Here is a 19,382-nt window from a genome sequence, read left to right on the forward strand (position 1 = left end):
TTTTTCAATCTTAAGATAAAATTTTCGAAAAATTTTAACATTTCATCCGAAATATTGACGCTTATTAACATATAATAAAGTAAGTTATAACTATTTTTAATAAAAAGGAGGGAAAATAATGAATGGGGCTAATTATAGAGATTTTTATCAAAAGGCATTAATACCAATCGGATTAAATGACCTTTACCATTATAAAGAAACCTCAGGACAAAAGCATACAATCCCTACTCATTGGCTTATCGCACTTGAAGGGCGATTAAAAGATATAGAAAATGAATTTTACACCTGGATTGTTACCATCTATCCATCTGATTCCAATGGAAGTTTTTCGTGGAATACCTCTTGCTATACATCCTCCATTTATCATTGTATTCACCAAGCATACGAACATGCAAATGAATTAGTACACTCTGGAAAGAACGGCCAATTATTCACCAAAAATAAAAATGAAGATGTTAGTTAAAAATCTTTCCCTATCCATTTAAGATTTCCTCTTTTTAGCTATCTTTGTGAAAAAACATACATATAGGACTTACTCTACCGATTTTATTCCCCCATAAAAAACATCAATGACAAAATGAAAATGAATGGAACTTTTACAATCTTCTATTCGTACAAATAAACATGGAGGTGATTTATTTATGGAGTTTAGAAAACCAAGAAAGTCAGTTAAGAAGAAAATGAAAAAATTCGATTTCATTGACATTGGCATGGATTTAGTAGAACTTATTTATTTTTTGACAAGATTTATCGTAAGATCGATAGTAAAGCTGATAGATTAAAAGGAGCATCCACACAAAAGTGAATGCTCCTTTCGTTTATCTAATCTATTTGCTTCTATGCCAACCTAAAAACAATTCCATGTCCGCCTTTTGGATATTCCCATTTTATATTTTGATATGGGCATCCAATCCGGCAGCTCCCGCATTCATGACAGCCTTCATATCCAACCTGCATCCTTAAACCTTCCCACTTGTACACCTCTGCTGGACAGAAAATTGTGCATATCTTATCTGGACATTGCGTCATGCACACGTCATGATCTAATACTGTTAAATGCGATTTCTTATCTGCCTTAAAACGAATTAAATACTGTTTTTCCTCAATCGTTTTTGTTGACATTATTTCACCGCCTTCCATGCACGATACATATCTTGTAGTACCTTTAAAGTGCCTCTTTCGCCTGTTATGCTGCGCATGATTTGTTTCTGTTTCTCCCTCTTAGGCGTTCCATCTACGGTAAAAAATTTACTTGCTGCACGGTTCATCATCGGAACATAGTCCTTAAAGTATTGTGGATGATTTTCAAACGTATGTGCGGCGTCTTTATATTTTTCAAGATCCTTTATAATAAAGCTGTCATATAGTTTTTCCCTATAAAGATTTAAACTAGATTCACTAAAATCATTTCTGCTTTTCGCTTCAACAATGGTTTCAGCTGCCATTTTTCCAGATGCCATAGCCATATTAGAACCTTCTCTATGGATTGCATTTACCAGCTGTGCTGCATCCCCCACTAATAAAACACCATTCCCTGCTACTTTAGGAACAGAATGAAATCCTCCTTCTGGTATAAGATGGGCTAAATATTCAGCAGATTCTCCACCTTCAAGAAATGGTTTAATCATGGAATGCGTCTTTAAATAATCTAATAAATCATAGGGCTTTAATTTTGCTTTAATCATACTTGATAATGTTGTTCCTACACCGATATTAATACTTTCTTTATTTGTATAAATAAAGGCTGTACCAAGGTTCCCCTTCGTAGAATCCCCAAACAGCTCGATTGTACAACCTTGGTTATCCTCTAAATTAAAACGGTCATTGATCTTTTCCTTCGGCAGATTAATCACTTCCATAACCGTTAAGGCTACTTCATCTGGGCGGAACTCATTATGGTAGCCAAGCTGCTTGCCAAGAAGTGAATTAACCCCATCAGCAAGGACCACAACATCTGCATATACTTCTCCATCTGGACGATCTGTTCTTACACCAATTACTTTCCCATTTTCCACTATACATTCAAGAACAACTGTTTCAGTAATTAACAATACCCCTTGCTCGATTCCTTTCTTTGCAAACCACTGATCAAATGGTGCTCGAAGGACTGTGAAGTTATTATATGGCTCCACACCCCATTCAAGACCTTTATAGCCAAAAGTAACAACCGATTCTTTATCCATCATCCAAAATCTTTGCTCAACAACGGGTCTTTCAAGTGGTGCTTCTTTCCAAAACTCTGGGATAATCTCTTCCATCTGCTGTCTATATAATACGCCTCCCATCACATTCTTACTGCCAGGATACTCGCCTCTCTCTATCTGCAGCACTTTTAATCCATTTTTTGCACAAGTATAAGCACAGGAAGTTCCAGCCGGGCCAGCACCTACAACGATGACATCAAATTTTTCAGACATAACTAACTTCACCGCCCTTTTCTTTACGCAATACTTTAAATTGTTCAATCAACTTAGGAACGATTTCCATTGCATCACCTACGATCCCATAAGTAGCCACATCAAATATCGGGGCATTAGGATCTTTATTAATGGCAATGATAAATTCTGAGTTCTTCATACCGACAACATGCTGAATGGCCCCCGAAATGCCGATGGCAAAGTAGATTTTTGGAGTAATCGTTTCACCAGTTTGCCCAACCTGAAGCTCATGAGGTAGCCATCCTGCCTCCACTACATCCCTTGTTCCCCCCACACTTGCTCCAATTGTATCTGCTAGTTCATGAATAAGCTGAAACCCCTGCAGGTCACCCATTCCCTTTCCACCAGCAACAACCACATGTGCATCAGCTAAGCTAGCCTTCTTTGTGATATCCTTCACAATTTTAAGCACTTTTGTGCGCATATCTTCCTCTTTTAAATCTATTTCTTCTTCAATTATTTTCCCTGTTCTATTCATATCACGTTCTAGTGCCTTCATTACCTTTGGTCTTACAGTAGCCATTTGTGGACGGTGCTTTTTACATAAAATCGTCGCCATAATATTTCCGCCAAATGCCGGTCGGCTCGCTTCAAGCAATCTCTTTTCTAAATCGACATCGAGCATCGTTGTATCTGCTGTTAATCCCGTACTTAAATCAGTCGCAACTGCACTTGCAAGGTCCTTTCCATTCGGAGTGGCACCATAGAGAAAAATCTCAGGTTTATACTTTTCTGCAAGAAGCATAATTCCTTTCATATAGGATTCTGTGCGGTAATCCTTCATAACAGGATGATCTACTACATATACCTCATCTGCCCCATATGCAATAACTTCGGGACAAAGAGACTTCACATTATCACCTAGTAATACGCCAGCCAAAGCAACTTCGAGCTTATCAGCAAGCTTCCTTCCTGCTCCTAATAGTTCTAAGGAGACCCCTTCAATTTCTCCATCATTTTGCTCTATGAATACCCAAACCCCACGGTATTCCTCTATCATGCAGACCCCTCCTTTATATAAATGATTCTATTATCGTGCTGTAAAGAATAGTTCCTTTTTATCCTGTAACAGTTCTATTAACTGACTAACTTGTTCATCAGAATTTCCTTCTAGTCTCTTTCCGCCTTCAGGTTTCGGAGGAGTGAACATTTTTCCGACAATTGTTGGTGAGCCTTTTAGTCCTAATTGTGGCCGATTGACATTTTCAAGATCATTAACCGACCAAATGATTGGCTCATACCTTGCTGCTTTAATCATATTTGGCATCGGAGAGTATTCAATCTCATTAATTTCCTTTCCAACCGTCATTAAGCACGGATAGTCAGCCTGTATTAATTGATAGCCATTTGCTAGTTTTCTCTTTAATAGAATCGTTTTTTCTTTTTCATTTAGTTCCGTGACCTCGATAACATTTGTTACCGGAGGAATATCCATTCTCCTAGCTATTCCTGGACCAACCTGCCCAGTATCCCCATCAATTGCATGAAGCCCGCATATAACTAGATCAACAGGTTCCTCTTTTGCTATTCTTTCAAGTGCTTTGGATAAAGCGTAGCTTGTAGCTAATGTATCTGCTCCCGCAAATGCGCGATCAGAAATTAAATAGCCTTTATCAGCGCCAATTTCAATGCTTTTTTTGATGACAGCTGTAGCTTGAGGCGGTCCCATGGATAGAACAGAAATGGTGCATTCGCCAACCATTTTTTTAATTTTTACGGCCTCTTGTACTGCATGTGCATCATACGGATTCAATATTGCTGGTGCACTTCTTCGATCAAGGGTGTTTGTCTTTGGATTTATTTTAATAATCTTTGTATCTGGCACTTGCTTTACACAGACGACAATATGCATTAATATATTCCCTCCCGATATGCAATTTGAAAAACGCCTTTAACATGCTGGTGATTGAATAGGTGTCACCTTTAATTAAAACTAAATATGTCCAAGCTAACACCACCCTTTTGAAAACGCTTTCTTCTATGTAAAATTGCTGTGTATTACGATATATGTTTCGCAACACACGCATAGTACTAACATTTAATAAAATGGCTTATCCCATATTTTCATTTAATAATTTAAAATGGTTTCAAGTTTTTCAACAGTAAACATAAATATAGATAGACTAACAGACATGAGTTTTTGTCTTGGTGTTTGAGAATACTAAAAAGGAAATGTGAAGATTTTATATGAACCCATTATTAGATTCTGTATAAAATAAATTATGTTTGTGGAAAAAACAATAAATTGTTGGAGTTAAACAAAGATGGTTTTCTTTTGGTAAAGCCTACATTTATTGTTATATTCTATTAGGAAAATTTAGAAGTCACTATGATAAAAATCACATAATACCATTCTTTTTGTTCTAAAAATGAATTTATTAATTGTCTCTCAAGGTTTTCACTCTTATAATTATCTTACAAATAGAAATGAGGGAAAAAAATGAGTGATGTAATTATCGGCAGCGTTCTCTCAGCACTTTCAACAGGTCTTGGCGCTTTAATAATTCTTTTTATGTCTGATTCCGTTACTCACCGGTGGCGGGATATATTATTAGCCTTTACTGCTGGGATCATGATGGCTGCCTCAACAATGGGACTTATACCTGAAGCCTTGAATAATGGAGGTTTCCTTCAGCTTACAATCGGCATTTTTCTTGGAGTATTAACCCTAACGCTGCTAGAAAAGAATATTCCTCATATCGATCTTCAGCATTCTAAAAAAGGGATAGAGTTTGACGAAAAAGCGATGCTTATCATTTCTGCGATTACTCTTCACAATATTCCCGAAGGTCTTTCTGTAGGGGTTAGCTATGCTTCAAGTGTAGAGGATACAGGCAATTTAATTGCATTTGCCATCGGGCTCCAGAATGCGCCAGAAGGCTTTCTCGTTGCTTTATTTTTAGTTAACCAAAAGATTAATAAATTTAAAGCATTTATTATTGCAACCTTAACAGGCGCCATTGAGATTGTGACTGGATTATTAGGCTTTTATTTAACAGCTTATGTAGACTTCCTAGTTCCATACGGATTATCCTTTGCAGCAGGTGCCATGCTCTTTATTGTTTATAAAGAATTGATTCCGGAAAGCCATGGAGATGGGAATGAACGGACCGCTACTTATTCATTCATAATTGGACTGCTATTTATGGTATTGCTTATCGATATCTTCTGAGTAAATACAATAATTTAAGACAAAAAAATCCCTAAGCCGTATTTCTTACAGCTTAGGGATTTTTTTGGGAAAACAGATGGAGATCACAAATCAATTTATGAATGAGCTTGATACCTTGCTTCTATTAATTTTTCTCGACAAGTTGTTATCATCAGCTTTAAAGAAAACTTAATCTTTTTCTTTTGTTTCTTATCATTTTGTTTTTGCTGCTGATATTCATAAATTAATTGATCAAGTTCCTCACTGCAGCGAATGGTGTATTCGCTTGTATAGCCATACTTTTTTGCTGAATCTATCATTCTTTCTCTCTTTTCCTGAATTTGGGTTAATATTTTTTGCCCGTTCTCCCCCATCTTCTTCCCCCATCCAATCCTGTTCTCTATTTCTACAAAATTATTCTACTTGAAGCATTATTACAAGAATTTGAATAAATGTAAATAGATTCGCAAAATTAGACAATCTTCTTCTGGAAATAATTTTTTCGACAAATTTCCGCTTGAAAACAACAGGTTACTCGACAAAGAACGACACTTTTCCAGGGGTTTCTCTCACTGAATTTTCTGTTTTAAAATGGTAAGTAGATATGGAATATACTCCCTACCCCCATTTCACTTTCTACTATAATTGAGCCCTTATGTTCTTCAATTATTTTGTAAGTAACCATTAACCCTAAACCAGTTCCTTTTTCCTTTGTTGTAAAAAAGGGCTGACCAAGCTTTTTAATTTTATCCTTAGAAATTCCTGCCCCTTCATCCCTTATAGAGATATGAAGAGTTTGATCTGTTGTCGATTCCATTATTACTGTGATCATTCCCCCCTTTGGCATAACCTCGATCGCATTTTTAATTAAATTGATAAATACCTTTTTCATTTGGTTCGGCTCACAAAAGATAAAAGGCAGTTCTTTATCAAAGAACGTCTGAATTTGGACATTATGTAGCATGGCTTGAGCATTTAAAAAATCAACTGTCTCCTTCATTATTTCGGTTATGTCTTTTCTAATAAATTTAACTGCTTGAGGTTTTGCCAGGATCAAAAATTCATTAATAATTGAATCGATTCTTTCTAGTTCAGAAGAAATTATATTAAAATACATTGAATGATTCTCTTGGATACTATCCTCTAACAATTGGATAAAACCTTTGAGAGCCGTCATCGGATTACGAATTTCATGTGCAATCCCAGCAGCAAGTTCCCCAACTACACTTAATGTATCTGACTTTTTGAGTTTCTCTTCCATTTCAAGCTTTTCGGTAATATCCTTAAATGAGATTAAGCTTAATTTCGAAAAAACATTATGTTTAGCTGAGAATTCAATGTTAATTTTCCGATCAGAGCTTAAATTGATTTGGAGAACACCAGTCGCATGGCCATTGTTCCTTACATTTTTAAAATGATGATACAATTCTTCCTTATTCACATTAAAATCTTCAATGATTTGAACGATGGATTGACCAATTAAAGATTTCCCCCCTGGAAGATGAAGCATACTCATACCCACTTGATTAATATCAACCACTTCATATTTCTCGTTCCAGAGGATCATTCCTTCCAAAGCTTCCTCAAATACTTTCCGAAACTTCAGTTCACTCTCACGTAGCTCTTTTTCCATCTGATGTCTATCAGTAACATTTCGAAAAATAGTCATATGATACCCATCAACTGAGTTTAGCTTGGCTGTAAATTCAAGAGATTTTATTTGCCCATTTGGCATTAAAAAATCAAGCTCATCCCTTATCGATCCCATTTCAAAAAGTTGATTCACTATCTTTAAAAACTTGGAACTCTTCGAGTAGACAAACTCCTTAAGATTCTTCGTTACTAGCTCATCTTTGCTGCATTCAAATATCCTGCATGCTGCTTCATTCACTTTAACAATTTTTCCATTTCCAGACCAAAATACAATGCCTTCTAGTGCCTCAATAAATAAATCCTTATATAAATCTTTGCTTATTTTCTCATTTATACTATTTTTTTTAATCGTTTGATTATAGCCTTTCAAACTTTTTCTTTTATTCAGAGTCATGATTTTTTCCCCTCCTACTGGGATCTGCATCATTGACTACTTCTACAAATTCAGATAAAACCCTGCCAATAAAATGCAATTATCTATGAATTTATGGTTTAAAATAGGGGTCCCCAGCAAATCGCCGGCACCCCTATAGATTAAAGTTTAAATTTAGAAATCATGGAATTCAATTGATCGGCAAGCTCTGATAAGGAATTCGCATTGTCAGATATCTCTTCCATTGCATGATTGGTTTGTGTGATTGCAGCACTTGTTTGTTCAATTCCTGCAGCAGATTCCTCTGATACAGCAGCGATATTCTCAATTGATTGATTCATCAATGATGAGCTTGTCGATACTTGATCAAGACTTTCAGAAATGTCATTAATATATTCGGACATCATATTAACTGCTTGATATATTTTTTTGAATGTTTCTCCAGTTAATTGGATCTTTTCTGTTCCTTTTTCAACTTGTGTATATCCTGTCTGCAATGAAGATACCACATTATTGGATTCTGTTTGAATTCCTTTAACAATCGTTGTAATGTCCTTAACTGACAATGATACTTGCTCTGCTAATTTACGAACTTCATCTGCTACTACTGCAAAACCCTTTCCATGTTCTCCCGCTCGTGCTGCTTCAATCGCAGCATTTAATGCAAGTAAATTAGTTTGATTAGCAATATCATGGATAACCTGTACAAGCTTGGAAATTTTTTGCGTTTGTTCATCTAGTCCATTTACTCGATTAACAGAGGTTTTCATGATTTCATTAATAACAGTCATCTGTTCTTGCGATTCTCTCATAAGTGTATCTCCAGATTTCGTCATTGTAAGAACCTCAGTTGAAGCAGATTTAATCTTATACCCGCTTTTTGTTGCTTCATCTACCTTCCCTAGGTAGTCATCCATCATTCTTGCTAATTCAGTAGCTGCACTTGCTTGATCCTCAGCTCCGCTTGAGAGCTCCTGCATAGTAGATGCCCCTTGCTGACTAGCAGCCCCGACTTCATTCGCAGCAATATTTAATTCGCTGCTTTTTTCAGTAACATAACTTGAAACAGCTGAGATTTCTTGTATCATCGATTGAAGTCTTTCCTTCATAGAGTTCGTTGCCTTGCTCAATTCAGCAATTTCATCGTTCCCATCATATTCTATAGCATCAATATGTAAATTGCCTGCTGCGATTTCATTAGAAAAATGTACAATATGACCTAATTTATTTGATATGATTTTCCCAATAAATAGGATGCTAGCAATCCCTAGTCCAGCAGAAACTAAAATAGATACCCCTAATACAATTAATGTTAAAACGAGTCTTCCCTTAGCAGAGCTAATCGCTTTTTCCTGATCAGACTTTAACGAGTCACTTAAAGAGTCCAATTTTACAACTGTTTCAGTTATCTTATCATCTGCTTGAAGTTTACCTAGACGATATTCCCTTACATGGTGAAGCTTTACTTGAGGTTCTATGACCTCATAGAACAGTCGGTTTATTTCATCATCATTTTTACTAATTTCATTTAACATCTGTTTTGTTTTGTTAGATGTCAATGCTGGTGTTATTTCTTTTTTTAATTCATTAAACTTTTTCGTTAGTTCATCAAAATTCTTTAGGTGCTTAGGATTCGAATCAATTATGAAGTTACCTATTGTACTCCCTTTATAATGGAAGATTGCGGTTGCTTCGGTAATTTTAATTGCTTTCTCACCCGTCTCTTCCACAGAATCCATTTGTGAATTAGCAATACTTAATAGCACGAATGTAATAATGGTAGAAATAGAGAAAAGTCCAATTGTTATAAATAAAGCCACTCCATATTTCTGTCCGAGTTTCAGTTTTTTCCAAATATTTAACTGTGTAATTGTCCAAATTGGACTTTTACTTGTTGTCCCTTTCGTCCTTTTTGACCTCTTTATATTCTTCTTTTTTACCCCTTTCACCCGTTTGCCCTCCTTAATCACTGTTGAAGTTATAGTTCGATAGAGCTAAAATATGTAAAGATATGAAACATTTATACTATTTTATTATCTTATTATAATTCAAACAATTATACTTTTGAAGGGATTTATTGTTTTTATATTCCAATAGAAAAAAAGCAAAGTACTAGTACCCTGCTTTTTTACCTAGGAATTATAAAAATGGACTATTATTTTTTGCTAAAAGACGCTGCCATCTATTTTCGATTTCTTCTTCTAATTCATTTAGCAGCTCACTATTTTCCTCTTTTAATAAATGCTTGGTTTTCCCCATATATTTCAGCCATTCAGATAGCGGAACCCTCTTCTTCTTCTCATCTGGGTTATACGTAATCGTTGTGATTCCTTCTTCCACCTCATATAGCGGGAAGAAGCACGCGTTAACGGCTGCTTCAAGGGTCTTCTCTCCATAGCGATCCTCTGATTTCCAGTTCAACGGACATGTGATCAGAATTTTCCCATAGACCGTACCGACATTTTGTGCATACCATTGTGCTTTTGCTGCCTTTTTAATTAAGTCCTGAGGAAATGCTTCCGCTCCAGTAAAAACATAAGGAATATTTGTTGCAGCCATAATTTGTGCCGTGTCTTTATGGTGGAAGCTTTTCCCTTTTTGTGACTTTCCAACATTGCTTGTGCTCGTCATATGTCCTTTTGGTGTGGAATATGACATTTGCGAGCCTGTGTTCATATAGCCTTCGTTGTCATATTCCAGCATGATTAATTTATGGTTTCTTAATGCGGTGCCAATCGCAGATCCCATGCCGATATCCATCCCGCCATCTCCTGTCACCATGACAAAGGTAGCATCATCAGACACTTCGATTTCTCCACGCTCTTTTAATTCTAAGAATGCTTCAACCGTTCCAGATAATGTTGCTGCTCCATTTTGGAAAAGGTTGTGAATCATTGTTTGCTTATGTGACGTATATGGATAAGCAGTCGTTGTCACATAAGCACAGCCTGTTTGATACAAGACAACGACATCTCCTTCGATTCCTTTAAAGAAAAGCTCTAAACCAGTAAAAATTCCACAGCCTGGACATGCACCATGTCCTGAAGCAATTCTCTTTGGTTTTGAAGTAAGTGATCGTATCGGTGGTATCTTTACCTTTAAGTTATTCGTTTCAGGATCCTTTTCTACATGGATCAATCCTGATTTATATATATCCCCATGCTGAGGTGTGATAACAGGCTTTAAAATCTTCTCCTCATTGCCAGGTATATGACCGAAATAATCAAACGGAATTTTAGCATAGCCTATTTCCATTGACTCAATGGCGTCTTTAAAGAAAAGCTCTGCATCGTCTGCATAAAAATCTTTTCCACCCAGACCAAAAACTCGGCTTAATACAATCGTTTTATTATTTTTATCATCCTGTAAGGCTGATTTTACTTCATGTGTTAAATTCGGGCCGTTTCCACCATAGGAATCCGCTCTTTCTCCGATCAGCAAGGCTTTTACATTCTTTAATGCCTCACGAATCTCCTTAGCTGGAAATGGACGAATAATATTCGGGCTAATCACTCCAGCTTTAATCCCTTTTTCTCTTAGCTGATCAACAACATCCTTTGCTGTTTCAGCAGCAGAATTTAATAAGAACAAAGCGACTTCTGCATCTTCCATCCCATATAAATCTAAAAAAGGGTATTCACGTCCTGAAATCTTGGCATAATCCGCTGCGACTTCTTTAAAGACATCCCCCGAAGCATACATCGCTTCAGACTGTTGGAAATGGTTATTCATTAAGTCTTCCCCATTCATATGGGCACCAATCGTAACGGGTACCTTCGGATCACGGGCAAAATTATAATCGGTTGGACACTCCCCAACGAACTGCTGAACAACCTCTCTTTCTTTGAAATAATATACTTTCCTTTTTTGGTGAGAGGTAAAGAAGCCATCATAAGCAACCATAACTGGAAGGCGAACCTTTGCATGCTCAGCAATTTTTAATGCCATAATGTTCATATCATAGACGGCTTGAGGTGTTCTCGCCGTTAGAATGACCCAGCCCGTATTTAAAGCATAATACAAATCTGAATGGTCACCGCGGATATCTAAAGGACCGCTGACAGCGCGTGTGACCAAGTTCATCACCATCGGGAAGCGCGTTCCAGCCTGAACAGGAAGCTGTTCAAGCATATACATAAACCCATTCGCACTTGTTGCATTAAAAACCCTTGCTCCAGTAGCTGCAGCTCCATAGCAAATACCTGCTGATCCATGCTCACCATCTGCAGGAATTAATTTAATATTATGTTCGCCACGAGCCTTCATTTGGTCTAAATATTGTGCGACCTCTGTAGAAGGAGTAATCGGAAAATACCCCATGATGTGATAATTAATTTGTGCAGCAGCCATTGCAGCCATTTCATTTCCGCTTTCAAAGGTGGTCAGCTGTTCAGCTCGATTGATTACTTTCAACTCTTTTTCTGCCATTGCCATTACGATACCCCTCCTGCTACGTAAGGAAAGTTATGTTTTACACGATGGGATTCTGCATAGCCAATTGTTTCCCTTAAATCACTTAATGCAGTCGTTGGACATGCCTCCACACACTTTAAACAACCCTTACAATATTGATAATCAATTCCCTTTAGGAACATTTGCTTCCTGCCCCTTTTGTCCTCCCCTTCTTCCCAGACAAAGCATAGATCCGGACAAACAGTATCACACGCAGCACAGTTTATGCATTGCTCTATTTCAAACTTTGGCAGAAAACCTTGTCTAGAACCGCTAAGATCCTTCAATACGCTATTTGCCTGCGCCGTAATGACTCCTCCAATTTCCTGCGTTTCATATCCGAGAATGGGCATTGGCCGTGAAAAAGATTTCCCTTGAGCATCCACGGGTGTTTCATATGTTTTAAACTGAACTTCATTATATCCACGTTCAAAGGTCCGGATATTGGGTTCGACTAAATGTGGATATTTTTTCTCAAATGTCTTGCGTATAACATTCTTCATTGATTCCGGATCAAGAAATTCACAAATACGGAATAAAGCACCAAGCATCGCTGTATTCACTTTTGTTTTCTCTTCTACTGCAATTTGCAAAGCATCTATGATCGCTAATGTGCCATATTCTAATTTTAAATCTCTCTTTATTTCATCGAAATTACGTGTTGAGTTCACTAGTAATATTCCATCTGGAGCTAAACCGCTCACAACATCAATTGTTTTATACAAGGCTTCATGAAATACACCAACCACATGCGGTTGTTCAATTGGACTATGTGCACGAATCTCTACAGCAGGATCACAAAAGCGGATAAAACTTTTAACTGGAGATCCCTTCTTTTCAGATCCATATGAAGAAAAATTCGAACCATTTAATCCGAGTCCAAGAACGCCTGCTTCTGCAAGCATCTTCCCTGCTAAATTCGCTCCAAGCCCGCCTATTGATTCCAATCTAATTTCAAAAAAACCAAGTTCGTTTTTTTTAGGTAAGATTGCCATATTCTCCCTCCCATTTTTCCCTTTGGTATTTTTTAGCTAAACAGAATTTAAATCCATACATTCTGAACGCATAAGAAAAACTAAGACATTCACGAAAAAGGATTGGCGAATGCTAAGTTTTTCCAATACTGGTTGACAAATAATCCCCAATTTTCATTTTAGGAGAAGGGTTCATATTAGGCTGTGACAAATGTCAACAATTTCACAGAAAATTTGAAACAGATTTAATTTAAGATTAAGATTCACTGTATTAAAAGCATTTGAAAACGCATTCTTAATTATATAACAGCATATACAATGTACTATAACAGATTGTAGTTTCGCATAATTGGAACGTTATGGTTTAATTTCCACTTATTAAATGGTCAAATTTTGTTTCATACGTGATAATGTGGGTAAGTAAAATAAAAGGGAATCTTTTATAGGGGGCTATAAAAGAGGTGGATTTATGAAGCAACGTGATTATTACTTCGATAATGCTAAATTTATTTTGATTTTCTTTGTGGTTTTCGGACATTTTTTGCGTTCCTATATTGGGGAAAGCGAAACGATTTATACTTTATATAAGGTGATTTATACCTTTCACATGCCTGCTTTTATTCTCGTTTCGGGTTATTTTGCAAAAGGCTTTCACAAAAAAGGCTATTTGCCAAAGATTGCAAAGAAGCTTATTTTGCCATATATCATCTTTCAATTAATCTATTCAATTTTTTACTACTTTTTGTATGATAAATCAGATTTTCAAGTGGACCCGCTTACACCGCATTGGTCTCTTTGGTTTTTAATCAGCTTGTTTTTCTGGAATCTTCTTCTTCCGCTCTTTGCAAAATATAAGGCGGTTTATTCCTTATCAGCTGCATTATTAATAGGACTAGCAGTAGGATATTTTGATTCCATTGCCAATTATTTAAGCCTATCAAGAACCTTTGTATTTTTCCCGTTATTCTTACTAGGCTATTTTATGAAAAAAGATCATTTTTACTCCTTATTAAAACCCAAAATTAAAGTGGCTGCAGGCTTTATATTAGCAGTAGTTTTTGTAGGCTTTTATCTATTTCCAGAAATTAATTATGAATGGCTGCTTGGTTCAAAGCCATATTCAGAATTAGAAGTAACATCCATAAGTGCTGTTTTTACTAGATTCGGATTTTATCTATTAAGCTTGATCATGGTGTTTACCTTCTTCACGCTTGTTCCCAGAAAACAATATTTTTTCACTAATCTTGGAAAAAACACCCTGTACGTTTATTTATTGCACGGTTTTTTCATAAGAGTGTTCAGAGAAAGCGAAGTACAAGATTACTTTACAAAGCCAGAAAACTTCCTATTGCTAGCGTGTGCATCGCTGTTACTCTCTTTGCTCTTATCAAGCAAATATATTACATCATTTGCTCAGCCGGTTATTGAATTAGAAATATCAAAATTGAAAAACCTAAGAATTAAAATCCAATCACTTTTACGCTTTTATCGCAAAAAAATGTTAAATTAAAGATTAAAGGACGCATCACGCTTGCGTCCTTTTTTCCTTCAATCGAAATCATTGACTATATTGGAATAGTGGGTTTATAATAAATTTTGTTGTCTTATTATTACGATAATACTTGTCCCAGTAGCTCAGTAGGATAGAGCGACAGCCTCCTAAGCTGTAGGTCGTAGGTTCGATTCCTATCTGGGACGCTTGATACTAAAGGATTTATGGCAGTACATTTTATTTTTAAAAATTGGTTCGCCGAAAATCTGCCGAAAACGAAGAGACCTCATGGGTCTCTTTTTTCTCTACTTAACTTGAGGAGATAAATATGCAAAAACACTCATTGAAAAAGTTGAATATGAACAATTAAAACAACTGGAACCTCACTGGCGTTTATTGGACCAAGAAAGATCTTGAAGTACGAATTAAAAAGAAGAGTGAATGGATTAAAGAAAATATCCTTTATCCTTCAAGATTTAGAAAAGTGTACTAGATAGTGAAAATGGCGGATTTTTATACTATCAAAAATTGAGTGGACAATTATAGGCTTTCCAAGCGAGTAAGATGGCTATTTTCTTTGATAAAATTTTGCTGATATTTTTAATTGAACCTTCTCTGATCCGTTTTCTTTAATCACCGTTGCTTCATCTCGACAAATATTTTTTGTCTAGCTGCACATTTTATTTCACTAAACTAATGAATCTTGTAACTTTCTCCACTTCCACCAAATCATCTGTAACAATCCGACTTAGCAGCTGTTCTTGAAGTTTTTTGACATTTACCGCCATCATATCCCCCCTTACATGAAAAAAGCTTATAAATCTGGAATTTCGAGGCCCCTGCGGTCTAAATAGAATTTGAAAAAAATCAGTTTTTTTGACCAAGGAAGTATTACCATTTTTCATCGTTCCATTTTGGTTTTTCTGAAACTCTACCGTGTATTTCGTTATGATGCTGCAAGCAAAATGTAATTGGATTATCCAGCTTCAAAGCTAACTCTGGATAGTCTTGGATTTATCTTTATTCTTGAATTTATACATATGATGTAATTCTGTGCCAAAAGTAATCTAGGGAAAACTTTTTTAACAGATGAACAAAGGATAAAAATAAGATACTATAATACAATTCTTTTTTCTCTTTTAATGGGATTTGGAATTACATACTTTCATATGCCATAAAAGTAAAACTTGATAATTTCGACTTTACTACCCAAAATATTATTTTTGGTTTAGTACTTTTCTTTATTTACTTCTTAATATTCCTTATCATTGCCACTCCAGTAGTAAAATAGATTGATAACTTCTTCATGAAATATCACTTTAAAATTAAAATAAAACTATCGGAACAATCTGATGTGTTATACATAATTGGTATGCTGCATTTGCTCTGAAAATCCTAACTCCCCCTTTAATCAAAACAATGATGAATACGTATTAATTCCTATGGAAGAAATAATGAAAAAGAAACTTATACTAGAGACAATCCCCAACCTCACCGAAGTGTATGGAACAAGTTATTTGATTTGTAAAATCTATACTATAAAAAGCCCTTGAATTTCTAAGGGCTTTTATTTAACTTTTTCTATCTTTTGCTTCCTAATTTAATTAATGCACCTGCTGAAGAAGTAGTTTTTATTATAAAGGAGAAGGAAACCTTGCTGCAGCAAAGAAATTTACTCTAGCTAAATTTGATATAATTCCAGAGTCCCCGAAATAGTTAGCAAAGACCTCTACCTCATCCCCAGCATCTAACCGTTCAATCGTGCTAGCAGTAGTCCCCGTAAAGTTAACAGCTGGCATAGCTGCCCGATAGTTATCAACTCTCTCTATAGTAGATCCATTAACGGATATAACAAGTGTAAATCTTTGACTTATATCAGAATTATTAGGATCTGCGACTACACCTGCTACAATAGAGTAAACCCCTGATTGCTTTGGAATAAATGTAGAGGTCCCTGCATTATATTCAGCATTTAAATCAAATACCGGTTCAGGAAACAGAAGTTTTGTATTACCTTCTACTGGTTGACCAGTAGTATTCTCAGCTCTAAATGCAGATTGCGGCACTGGTCCTGGTATACCCTGTGGACCCGGTATTCCCTGTGGACCCGGTATTCCCTGTGGTCCCGGTATTCCCTGTGGTCCCGGTATTCCCTGTGGACCTTGGGGACCTGGAGGACCGATTAATCTTGGTAGCTTTGGCGGTTTTGAACCCGGACTAAGTGGACAGCATCCCTGAAAAGGTTGGTTATTATTATCCATTGAAAATCACCTCATAAACTTTTCATCTTATAAAATATGTTTGTGAGTATGATAAGGATTGGACGCCTATTACATTTATAAAGAACCTACATTTGATTAACTAATAGTAATAAATTACTATTTTCTGATAATAACTAAAATTCCATTTATCGAGCTTCCTTTTTCTGTTAATATATTTTAGATTCATGTAAAGTGAGGTGATAAAACATGAAAAAAATGCTTATAAGGCTTGGGTTGATAAGTGCCCTAATTTTAACCGTTTCAACCTCTGCATCAGCTGCAACAATTGAGCCACAAGGATGCTCTTTAATGGGTCCACCAAGATGGTGTGAAGGCGCTCAATAACACCTACCTTTGGCTGACTTCTTCTTTCCTCATACACTTCCAAGCAAAGTCAGCCTTTTCAAAATGAATTAACACTCCTATCATTAAGTTCACTTAAATTTCGTACTGTGAACAACTCGTAAGTTCTTATCACATTTTCATTACCCTCATACTTTTATTCGATATTTTTAGTGATATTTACCCAAGTTTTTTTATGTTATAATACAAATGTCCTAATGTTTAAAGGCAAGGAGTTTGTTATGAAAAAACTAGTTGATCCAATTGAGCATTTTGAAAAAATGTTACAAAAATATCCAGATGAAAAAAAGAATACATATGAATTTTATTCCTTTTTTAAAGATTTACCTTTAGCTAATCAAAGTTTTGACTATGTTCCAATCATTGAGTTAGGTACAATCTTCAAGTATAAAAAGCCTAAAATCTTCTTCGAAATGCGGAAATTTTCTAGCAAAAGTTATGTTATTGATCTTATAACTTCTTCTGAAACGGATCTACAGAGAGCGATAGACATAATTAACAAAATGAAAAATCAATAATTTTCTTTTATGTCACATTTTTTATCGTAAATACATTACTAAAATTGCATTTAATTCTTAAGTCAGGGATAGACATTTAGTGCTTACTGTGTTTCCATTGAAACTTTCACTGTTTTTATTCGTATATTTCATTGAAAATAATTCTAGGGAGATTACGATGAAAACTTTAAAAATACTATTTTTAATAACTGATATTGGCTTTATTATCTATTGGTTAGTTACATTTCTTGAATTAATTCCAAACGAGTATTTATTTAACGACTACAATAATCCTATTCTAGTCGCCTGGAATTGGTCATTTTTCCCTTTAGATATACTAGTATCAATTACTGGTCTAACAAGCTTATATTTATATAAAAAAGGGAATAATAATTGGAGCAAAATGGCACTAATATCACTAGTCCTTACATTCTGTGCTGGACTTCAAGCAATTTCTTTTTGGGCTTTCAGTAGTGATTTTGATATTACTTGGTGGATCCCTAATTTGTTCTTACTGATCTATCCATTATTTTTTATTCCAAATCTTTTAAGAAAAGTTATATAATCTTATTTTTAGCTCATCAGCCTTGGATGAGCTTTTTTAATTAGCGCAATGTACCAGTAATTAAACTAAGCTACCCTACTGTTTCCTTATCAACTATTGATACCTGTTAACTTAAAAAGTAAAATATTCATGTAATCAACTATCAAGCAATTCTGATAGACGAATTACTGAATTTAAAAATCATTAATTAATAAAAGGCTGGGATGTCCACATGGAATTTAATGTATCTCAATTAATTGAAGCAAAACGTCAAATTGATTCAACTTTACACAAACTAAGAGAAACAGTAAAAACCTTTGAAGCTAAAGAAAATCCAAATAAATATAAATCTCAAATTACCTTAGCTACAAGACGCATCGAAGCATTCGAAATTTCAGTATCTCTAATTGAAAGAGAATTAAATAACCTTGAAATAAAAAGCTAAAGATACTTGGTATTAACGAAAAGGAAATTTTTTTAAAAGGAACCTTAGTAGGTTCTTTTTCTAATTTTATCTTTCTCTAATCCCTAAAAGTTTTTTTTTTGCAGTTTTAGAAATATAGTCGTCATTACTTTTGCGCATGCCTCCCTTGCTCTATTGAATTACAGATTTCAAAAATACACCGAGAAGCCAACTGAAAACATGCAAAGATCATTTTTACCTTCTCCATTATTTGTGAAAAGATAAAAAATATATATGCGAGTTTCAAACTACTTCAATTCACCAAAGGAGCAAATAATTTTAATGTAAATCCGATAAATATTTCAGGTGAAATTAAAAGATTCAGAAAAAAATGATTACCTTCAGAATTCAAAGGAGATTAACACATCCAGGAACGATAACTTAAAAAATATTAATTCTAGCTTTTTATTTTTTTGTACCAGTCCACACCAAATATATATTTCTATATTTAAATGGAAGGGTAGTTAATACCAAGCAAGTCCAATCCTCAAGAAACCACAGCTAACAAGATTAGGTCCTTGCTCGCAACACATTGCTTTTCGTGTTTCATTCTTCATACAAACAAACCAACGACTCTTGCTCCTGCGATTTCCAAATAACGGACGGTAGATTTAATTCCTTCATGTCATCACCTTCCTATGAAACTCAATAATCCTTTCTCGGCATTTCTAAAACTCAGTCATGCACCGAATCCTTCTCTGTTCATAATATGATTTGAAGG

Annotated in this window: 18 protein-coding genes, 1 tRNA gene and 1 pseudogene; 10 read left to right on the plus strand and 10 right to left on the minus strand. The window is 35.4% G+C overall.

Annotation, left to right across the window (positions count from 1 at the left end; genetic code table 11):
- Positions 1-118 precede the first annotated feature (118 nt).
- Complete coding sequence (locus FI644_RS25885) at positions 119-463, plus strand: hypothetical protein (protein ID WP_053475394.1); 345 nt, start codon at positions 119-121, stop codon at positions 461-463.
- A 178-nt stretch (positions 464-641) separates the two neighbouring features.
- Entirely contained in the window at positions 642-782 is a 141-nt protein-coding gene (locus tag FI644_RS26585; protein ID WP_156319098.1) for a hypothetical protein, read from the plus strand.
- A 55-nt stretch (positions 783-837) separates the two neighbouring features.
- On the opposite strand, the gene FI644_RS25890 is transcribed toward FI644_RS26585, so the two are convergent.
- The 4 genes from FI644_RS25890 to FI644_RS25905 are packed head-to-tail and all read right to left on the minus strand — an operon-like array spanning position 838 to position 4,290.
- The gene (locus FI644_RS25890; RefSeq protein WP_053475393.1) at positions 838-1,122 is read right to left on the minus strand and encodes a ferredoxin family protein; all 285 of its coding nucleotides are present in this window, start codon (positions 1,120-1,122) and stop codon (positions 838-840) included.
- A complete protein-coding gene (locus FI644_RS25895) occupies positions 1,122-2,417 on the minus strand; it encodes an FAD-dependent oxidoreductase (protein WP_053475392.1) in 1,296 nt (431 codons plus the stop codon). Before FI644_RS25895 ends, FI644_RS25890 begins: the two co-directional genes overlap by 1 nt.
- Complete coding sequence (locus FI644_RS25900; RefSeq protein WP_053475391.1) at positions 2,410-3,438, minus strand: electron transfer flavoprotein subunit alpha/FixB family protein; 1,029 nt, start codon at positions 3,436-3,438, stop codon at positions 2,410-2,412. Before FI644_RS25900 ends, FI644_RS25895 begins: the two co-directional genes overlap by 8 nt.
- A gap of 30 nt (positions 3,439-3,468) precedes the next feature.
- Positions 3,469-4,290 (minus strand): electron transfer flavoprotein subunit beta/FixA family protein, encoded by an 822-nt coding sequence (locus tag FI644_RS25905; RefSeq protein WP_053475390.1) that lies wholly within the window; start codon positions 4,288-4,290, stop codon positions 3,469-3,471.
- A gap of 588 nt (positions 4,291-4,878) precedes the next feature.
- Here FI644_RS25905 and FI644_RS25910 point away from each other — a divergent pair.
- Positions 4,879-5,610 (plus strand): ZIP family metal transporter, encoded by a 732-nt coding sequence (locus FI644_RS25910; RefSeq protein WP_053475389.1) that lies wholly within the window; start codon positions 4,879-4,881, stop codon positions 5,608-5,610.
- Between the two features lie 95 nt (positions 5,611-5,705).
- Here FI644_RS25910 and FI644_RS25915 read toward each other — a convergent pair whose 3' ends face one another.
- From FI644_RS25915 to FI644_RS25935, 5 genes are all read right to left on the minus strand, one after another.
- Positions 5,706-5,963: an aspartyl-phosphate phosphatase Spo0E family protein gene (locus tag FI644_RS25915; RefSeq protein WP_053475388.1), complete on the minus strand. Its 258-nt coding sequence runs from the start codon at positions 5,961-5,963 to the stop codon at positions 5,706-5,708.
- Positions 5,964-6,175: 212 nt separating this feature from the next.
- Positions 6,176-7,636 carry a PAS domain-containing sensor histidine kinase gene (locus FI644_RS25920; RefSeq protein ID WP_231690045.1) on the minus strand — a complete coding sequence of 487 codons (1,461 nt, stop codon included), beginning with the start codon at positions 7,634-7,636 and terminating at the stop codon, positions 6,176-6,178.
- Between the two features lie 140 nt (positions 7,637-7,776).
- Positions 7,777-9,564 carry a methyl-accepting chemotaxis protein gene (locus FI644_RS25925; RefSeq protein ID WP_181758154.1) on the minus strand — a complete coding sequence of 596 codons (1,788 nt, stop codon included), beginning with the start codon at positions 9,562-9,564 and terminating at the stop codon, positions 7,777-7,779.
- A 190-nt stretch (positions 9,565-9,754) separates the two neighbouring features.
- Positions 9,755-12,049: a thiamine pyrophosphate-dependent enzyme gene (locus FI644_RS25930; RefSeq protein ID WP_142108965.1), complete on the minus strand. Its 2,295-nt coding sequence runs from the start codon at positions 12,047-12,049 to the stop codon at positions 9,755-9,757.
- Entirely contained in the window at positions 12,049-13,062 is a 1,014-nt protein-coding gene (locus FI644_RS25935; RefSeq protein ID WP_053475384.1) for a 2-oxoacid:acceptor oxidoreductase family protein, read from the minus strand. Before FI644_RS25935 ends, FI644_RS25930 begins: the two co-directional genes overlap by 1 nt.
- A gap of 448 nt (positions 13,063-13,510) precedes the next feature.
- On the opposite strand from FI644_RS25935, the gene FI644_RS25940 reads away from it, so the two are divergent.
- The 3 genes and pseudogenes from FI644_RS25940 (at position 13,511) to FI644_RS27525 (ending at position 15,141) form a co-directional block, all read left to right on the plus strand.
- Entirely contained in the window at positions 13,511-14,551 is a 1,041-nt protein-coding gene (locus FI644_RS25940) for an acyltransferase family protein (protein WP_053475383.1), read from the plus strand.
- Between the two features lie 114 nt (positions 14,552-14,665).
- Positions 14,666-14,739: transfer RNA gene (locus FI644_RS25945), tRNA-Arg, on the plus strand.
- Between the two features lie 136 nt (positions 14,740-14,875).
- A pseudogene (locus FI644_RS27525) lies at positions 14,876-15,141 on the plus strand (DUF771 domain-containing protein).
- A 1,026-nt stretch (positions 15,142-16,167) separates the two neighbouring features.
- Here FI644_RS27525 and FI644_RS25955 read toward each other — a convergent pair.
- Positions 16,168-16,794, minus strand: a complete 627-nt coding sequence (locus FI644_RS25955; protein ID WP_181758155.1) for a hypothetical protein — start codon at positions 16,792-16,794, stop codon at positions 16,168-16,170.
- A 207-nt stretch (positions 16,795-17,001) separates the two neighbouring features.
- On the opposite strand from FI644_RS25955, the gene FI644_RS26595 reads away from it, so the two are divergent.
- From FI644_RS26595 to FI644_RS25970, 4 genes are all read left to right on the plus strand, one after another.
- Complete coding sequence (locus FI644_RS26595) at positions 17,002-17,139, plus strand: hypothetical protein (protein WP_181758156.1); 138 nt, start codon at positions 17,002-17,004, stop codon at positions 17,137-17,139.
- 239 nt (positions 17,140-17,378) lie between these two features.
- Entirely contained in the window at positions 17,379-17,675 is a 297-nt protein-coding gene (locus FI644_RS25960) for a hypothetical protein (RefSeq protein ID WP_053475381.1), read from the plus strand.
- A gap of 157 nt (positions 17,676-17,832) precedes the next feature.
- Entirely contained in the window at positions 17,833-18,219 is a 387-nt protein-coding gene (locus FI644_RS25965) for a YvaD family protein (RefSeq protein WP_053475380.1), read from the plus strand.
- Between the two features lie 211 nt (positions 18,220-18,430).
- Positions 18,431-18,643, plus strand: a complete 213-nt coding sequence (locus FI644_RS25970; RefSeq protein WP_056683689.1) for a hypothetical protein — start codon at positions 18,431-18,433, stop codon at positions 18,641-18,643.
- Positions 18,644-19,382: the final 739 nt, after the last annotated feature.

This window comes from Cytobacillus solani (genome assembly GCF_006704205.1).
Taxonomy (GTDB): domain Bacteria; phylum Bacillota; class Bacilli; order Bacillales; family Cytobacillaceae; genus Cytobacillus; species Cytobacillus solani.

What these genes read in the sequence shown, in the direction of transcription:
- FI644_RS25885 (WP_053475394.1), top strand. Translation starts at nt 119, where the DNA reads ATGAATGGGGCTAATTATAGAGATTTTTATCAAAAGGCATTAATACCA.
- FI644_RS26585 (WP_156319098.1), top strand. Translation starts at nt 642, where the DNA reads ATGGAGTTTAGAAAACCAAGAAAGTCAGTTAAGAAGAAAATGAAAAAA.
- FI644_RS25890 (WP_053475393.1), bottom strand. Translation starts at nt 1,122, where the DNA reads ATGTCAACAAAAACGATTGAGGAAAAACAGTATTTAATTCGTTTTAAG.
- FI644_RS25895 (WP_053475392.1), bottom strand. Translation starts at nt 2,417, where the DNA reads ATGTCTGAAAAATTTGATGTCATCGTTGTAGGTGCTGGCCCGGCTGGA.
- FI644_RS25900 (WP_053475391.1), bottom strand. Translation starts at nt 3,438, where the DNA reads ATGATAGAGGAATACCGTGGGGTTTGGGTATTCATAGAGCAAAATGAT.
- FI644_RS25905 (WP_053475390.1), bottom strand. Translation starts at nt 4,290, where the DNA reads ATGCATATTGTCGTCTGTGTAAAGCAAGTGCCAGATACAAAGATTATT.
- FI644_RS25910 (WP_053475389.1), top strand. Translation starts at nt 4,879, where the DNA reads ATGAGTGATGTAATTATCGGCAGCGTTCTCTCAGCACTTTCAACAGGT.
- FI644_RS25915 (WP_053475388.1), bottom strand. Translation starts at nt 5,963, where the DNA reads ATGGGGGAGAACGGGCAAAAAATATTAACCCAAATTCAGGAAAAGAGA.
- FI644_RS25920 (WP_231690045.1), bottom strand. Translation starts at nt 7,636, where the DNA reads ATGACTCTGAATAAAAGAAAAAGTTTGAAAGGCTATAATCAAACGATT.
- FI644_RS25930 (WP_142108965.1), bottom strand. Translation starts at nt 12,049, where the DNA reads ATGGCAATGGCAGAAAAAGAGTTGAAAGTAATCAATCGAGCTGAACAG.
- FI644_RS25935 (WP_053475384.1), bottom strand. Translation starts at nt 13,062, where the DNA reads ATGGCAATCTTACCTAAAAAAAACGAACTTGGTTTTTTTGAAATTAGA.
- FI644_RS25940 (WP_053475383.1), top strand. Translation starts at nt 13,511, where the DNA reads ATGAAGCAACGTGATTATTACTTCGATAATGCTAAATTTATTTTGATT.
- FI644_RS25955 (WP_181758155.1), bottom strand. Translation starts at nt 16,794, where the DNA reads ATGGATAATAATAACCAACCTTTTCAGGGATGCTGTCCACTTAGTCCG.
- FI644_RS26595 (WP_181758156.1), top strand. Translation starts at nt 17,002, where the DNA reads ATGAAAAAAATGCTTATAAGGCTTGGGTTGATAAGTGCCCTAATTTTA.
- FI644_RS25960 (WP_053475381.1), top strand. Translation starts at nt 17,379, where the DNA reads ATGAAAAAACTAGTTGATCCAATTGAGCATTTTGAAAAAATGTTACAA.
- FI644_RS25965 (WP_053475380.1), top strand. Translation starts at nt 17,833, where the DNA reads ATGAAAACTTTAAAAATACTATTTTTAATAACTGATATTGGCTTTATT.
- FI644_RS25970 (WP_056683689.1), top strand. Translation starts at nt 18,431, where the DNA reads ATGGAATTTAATGTATCTCAATTAATTGAAGCAAAACGTCAAATTGAT.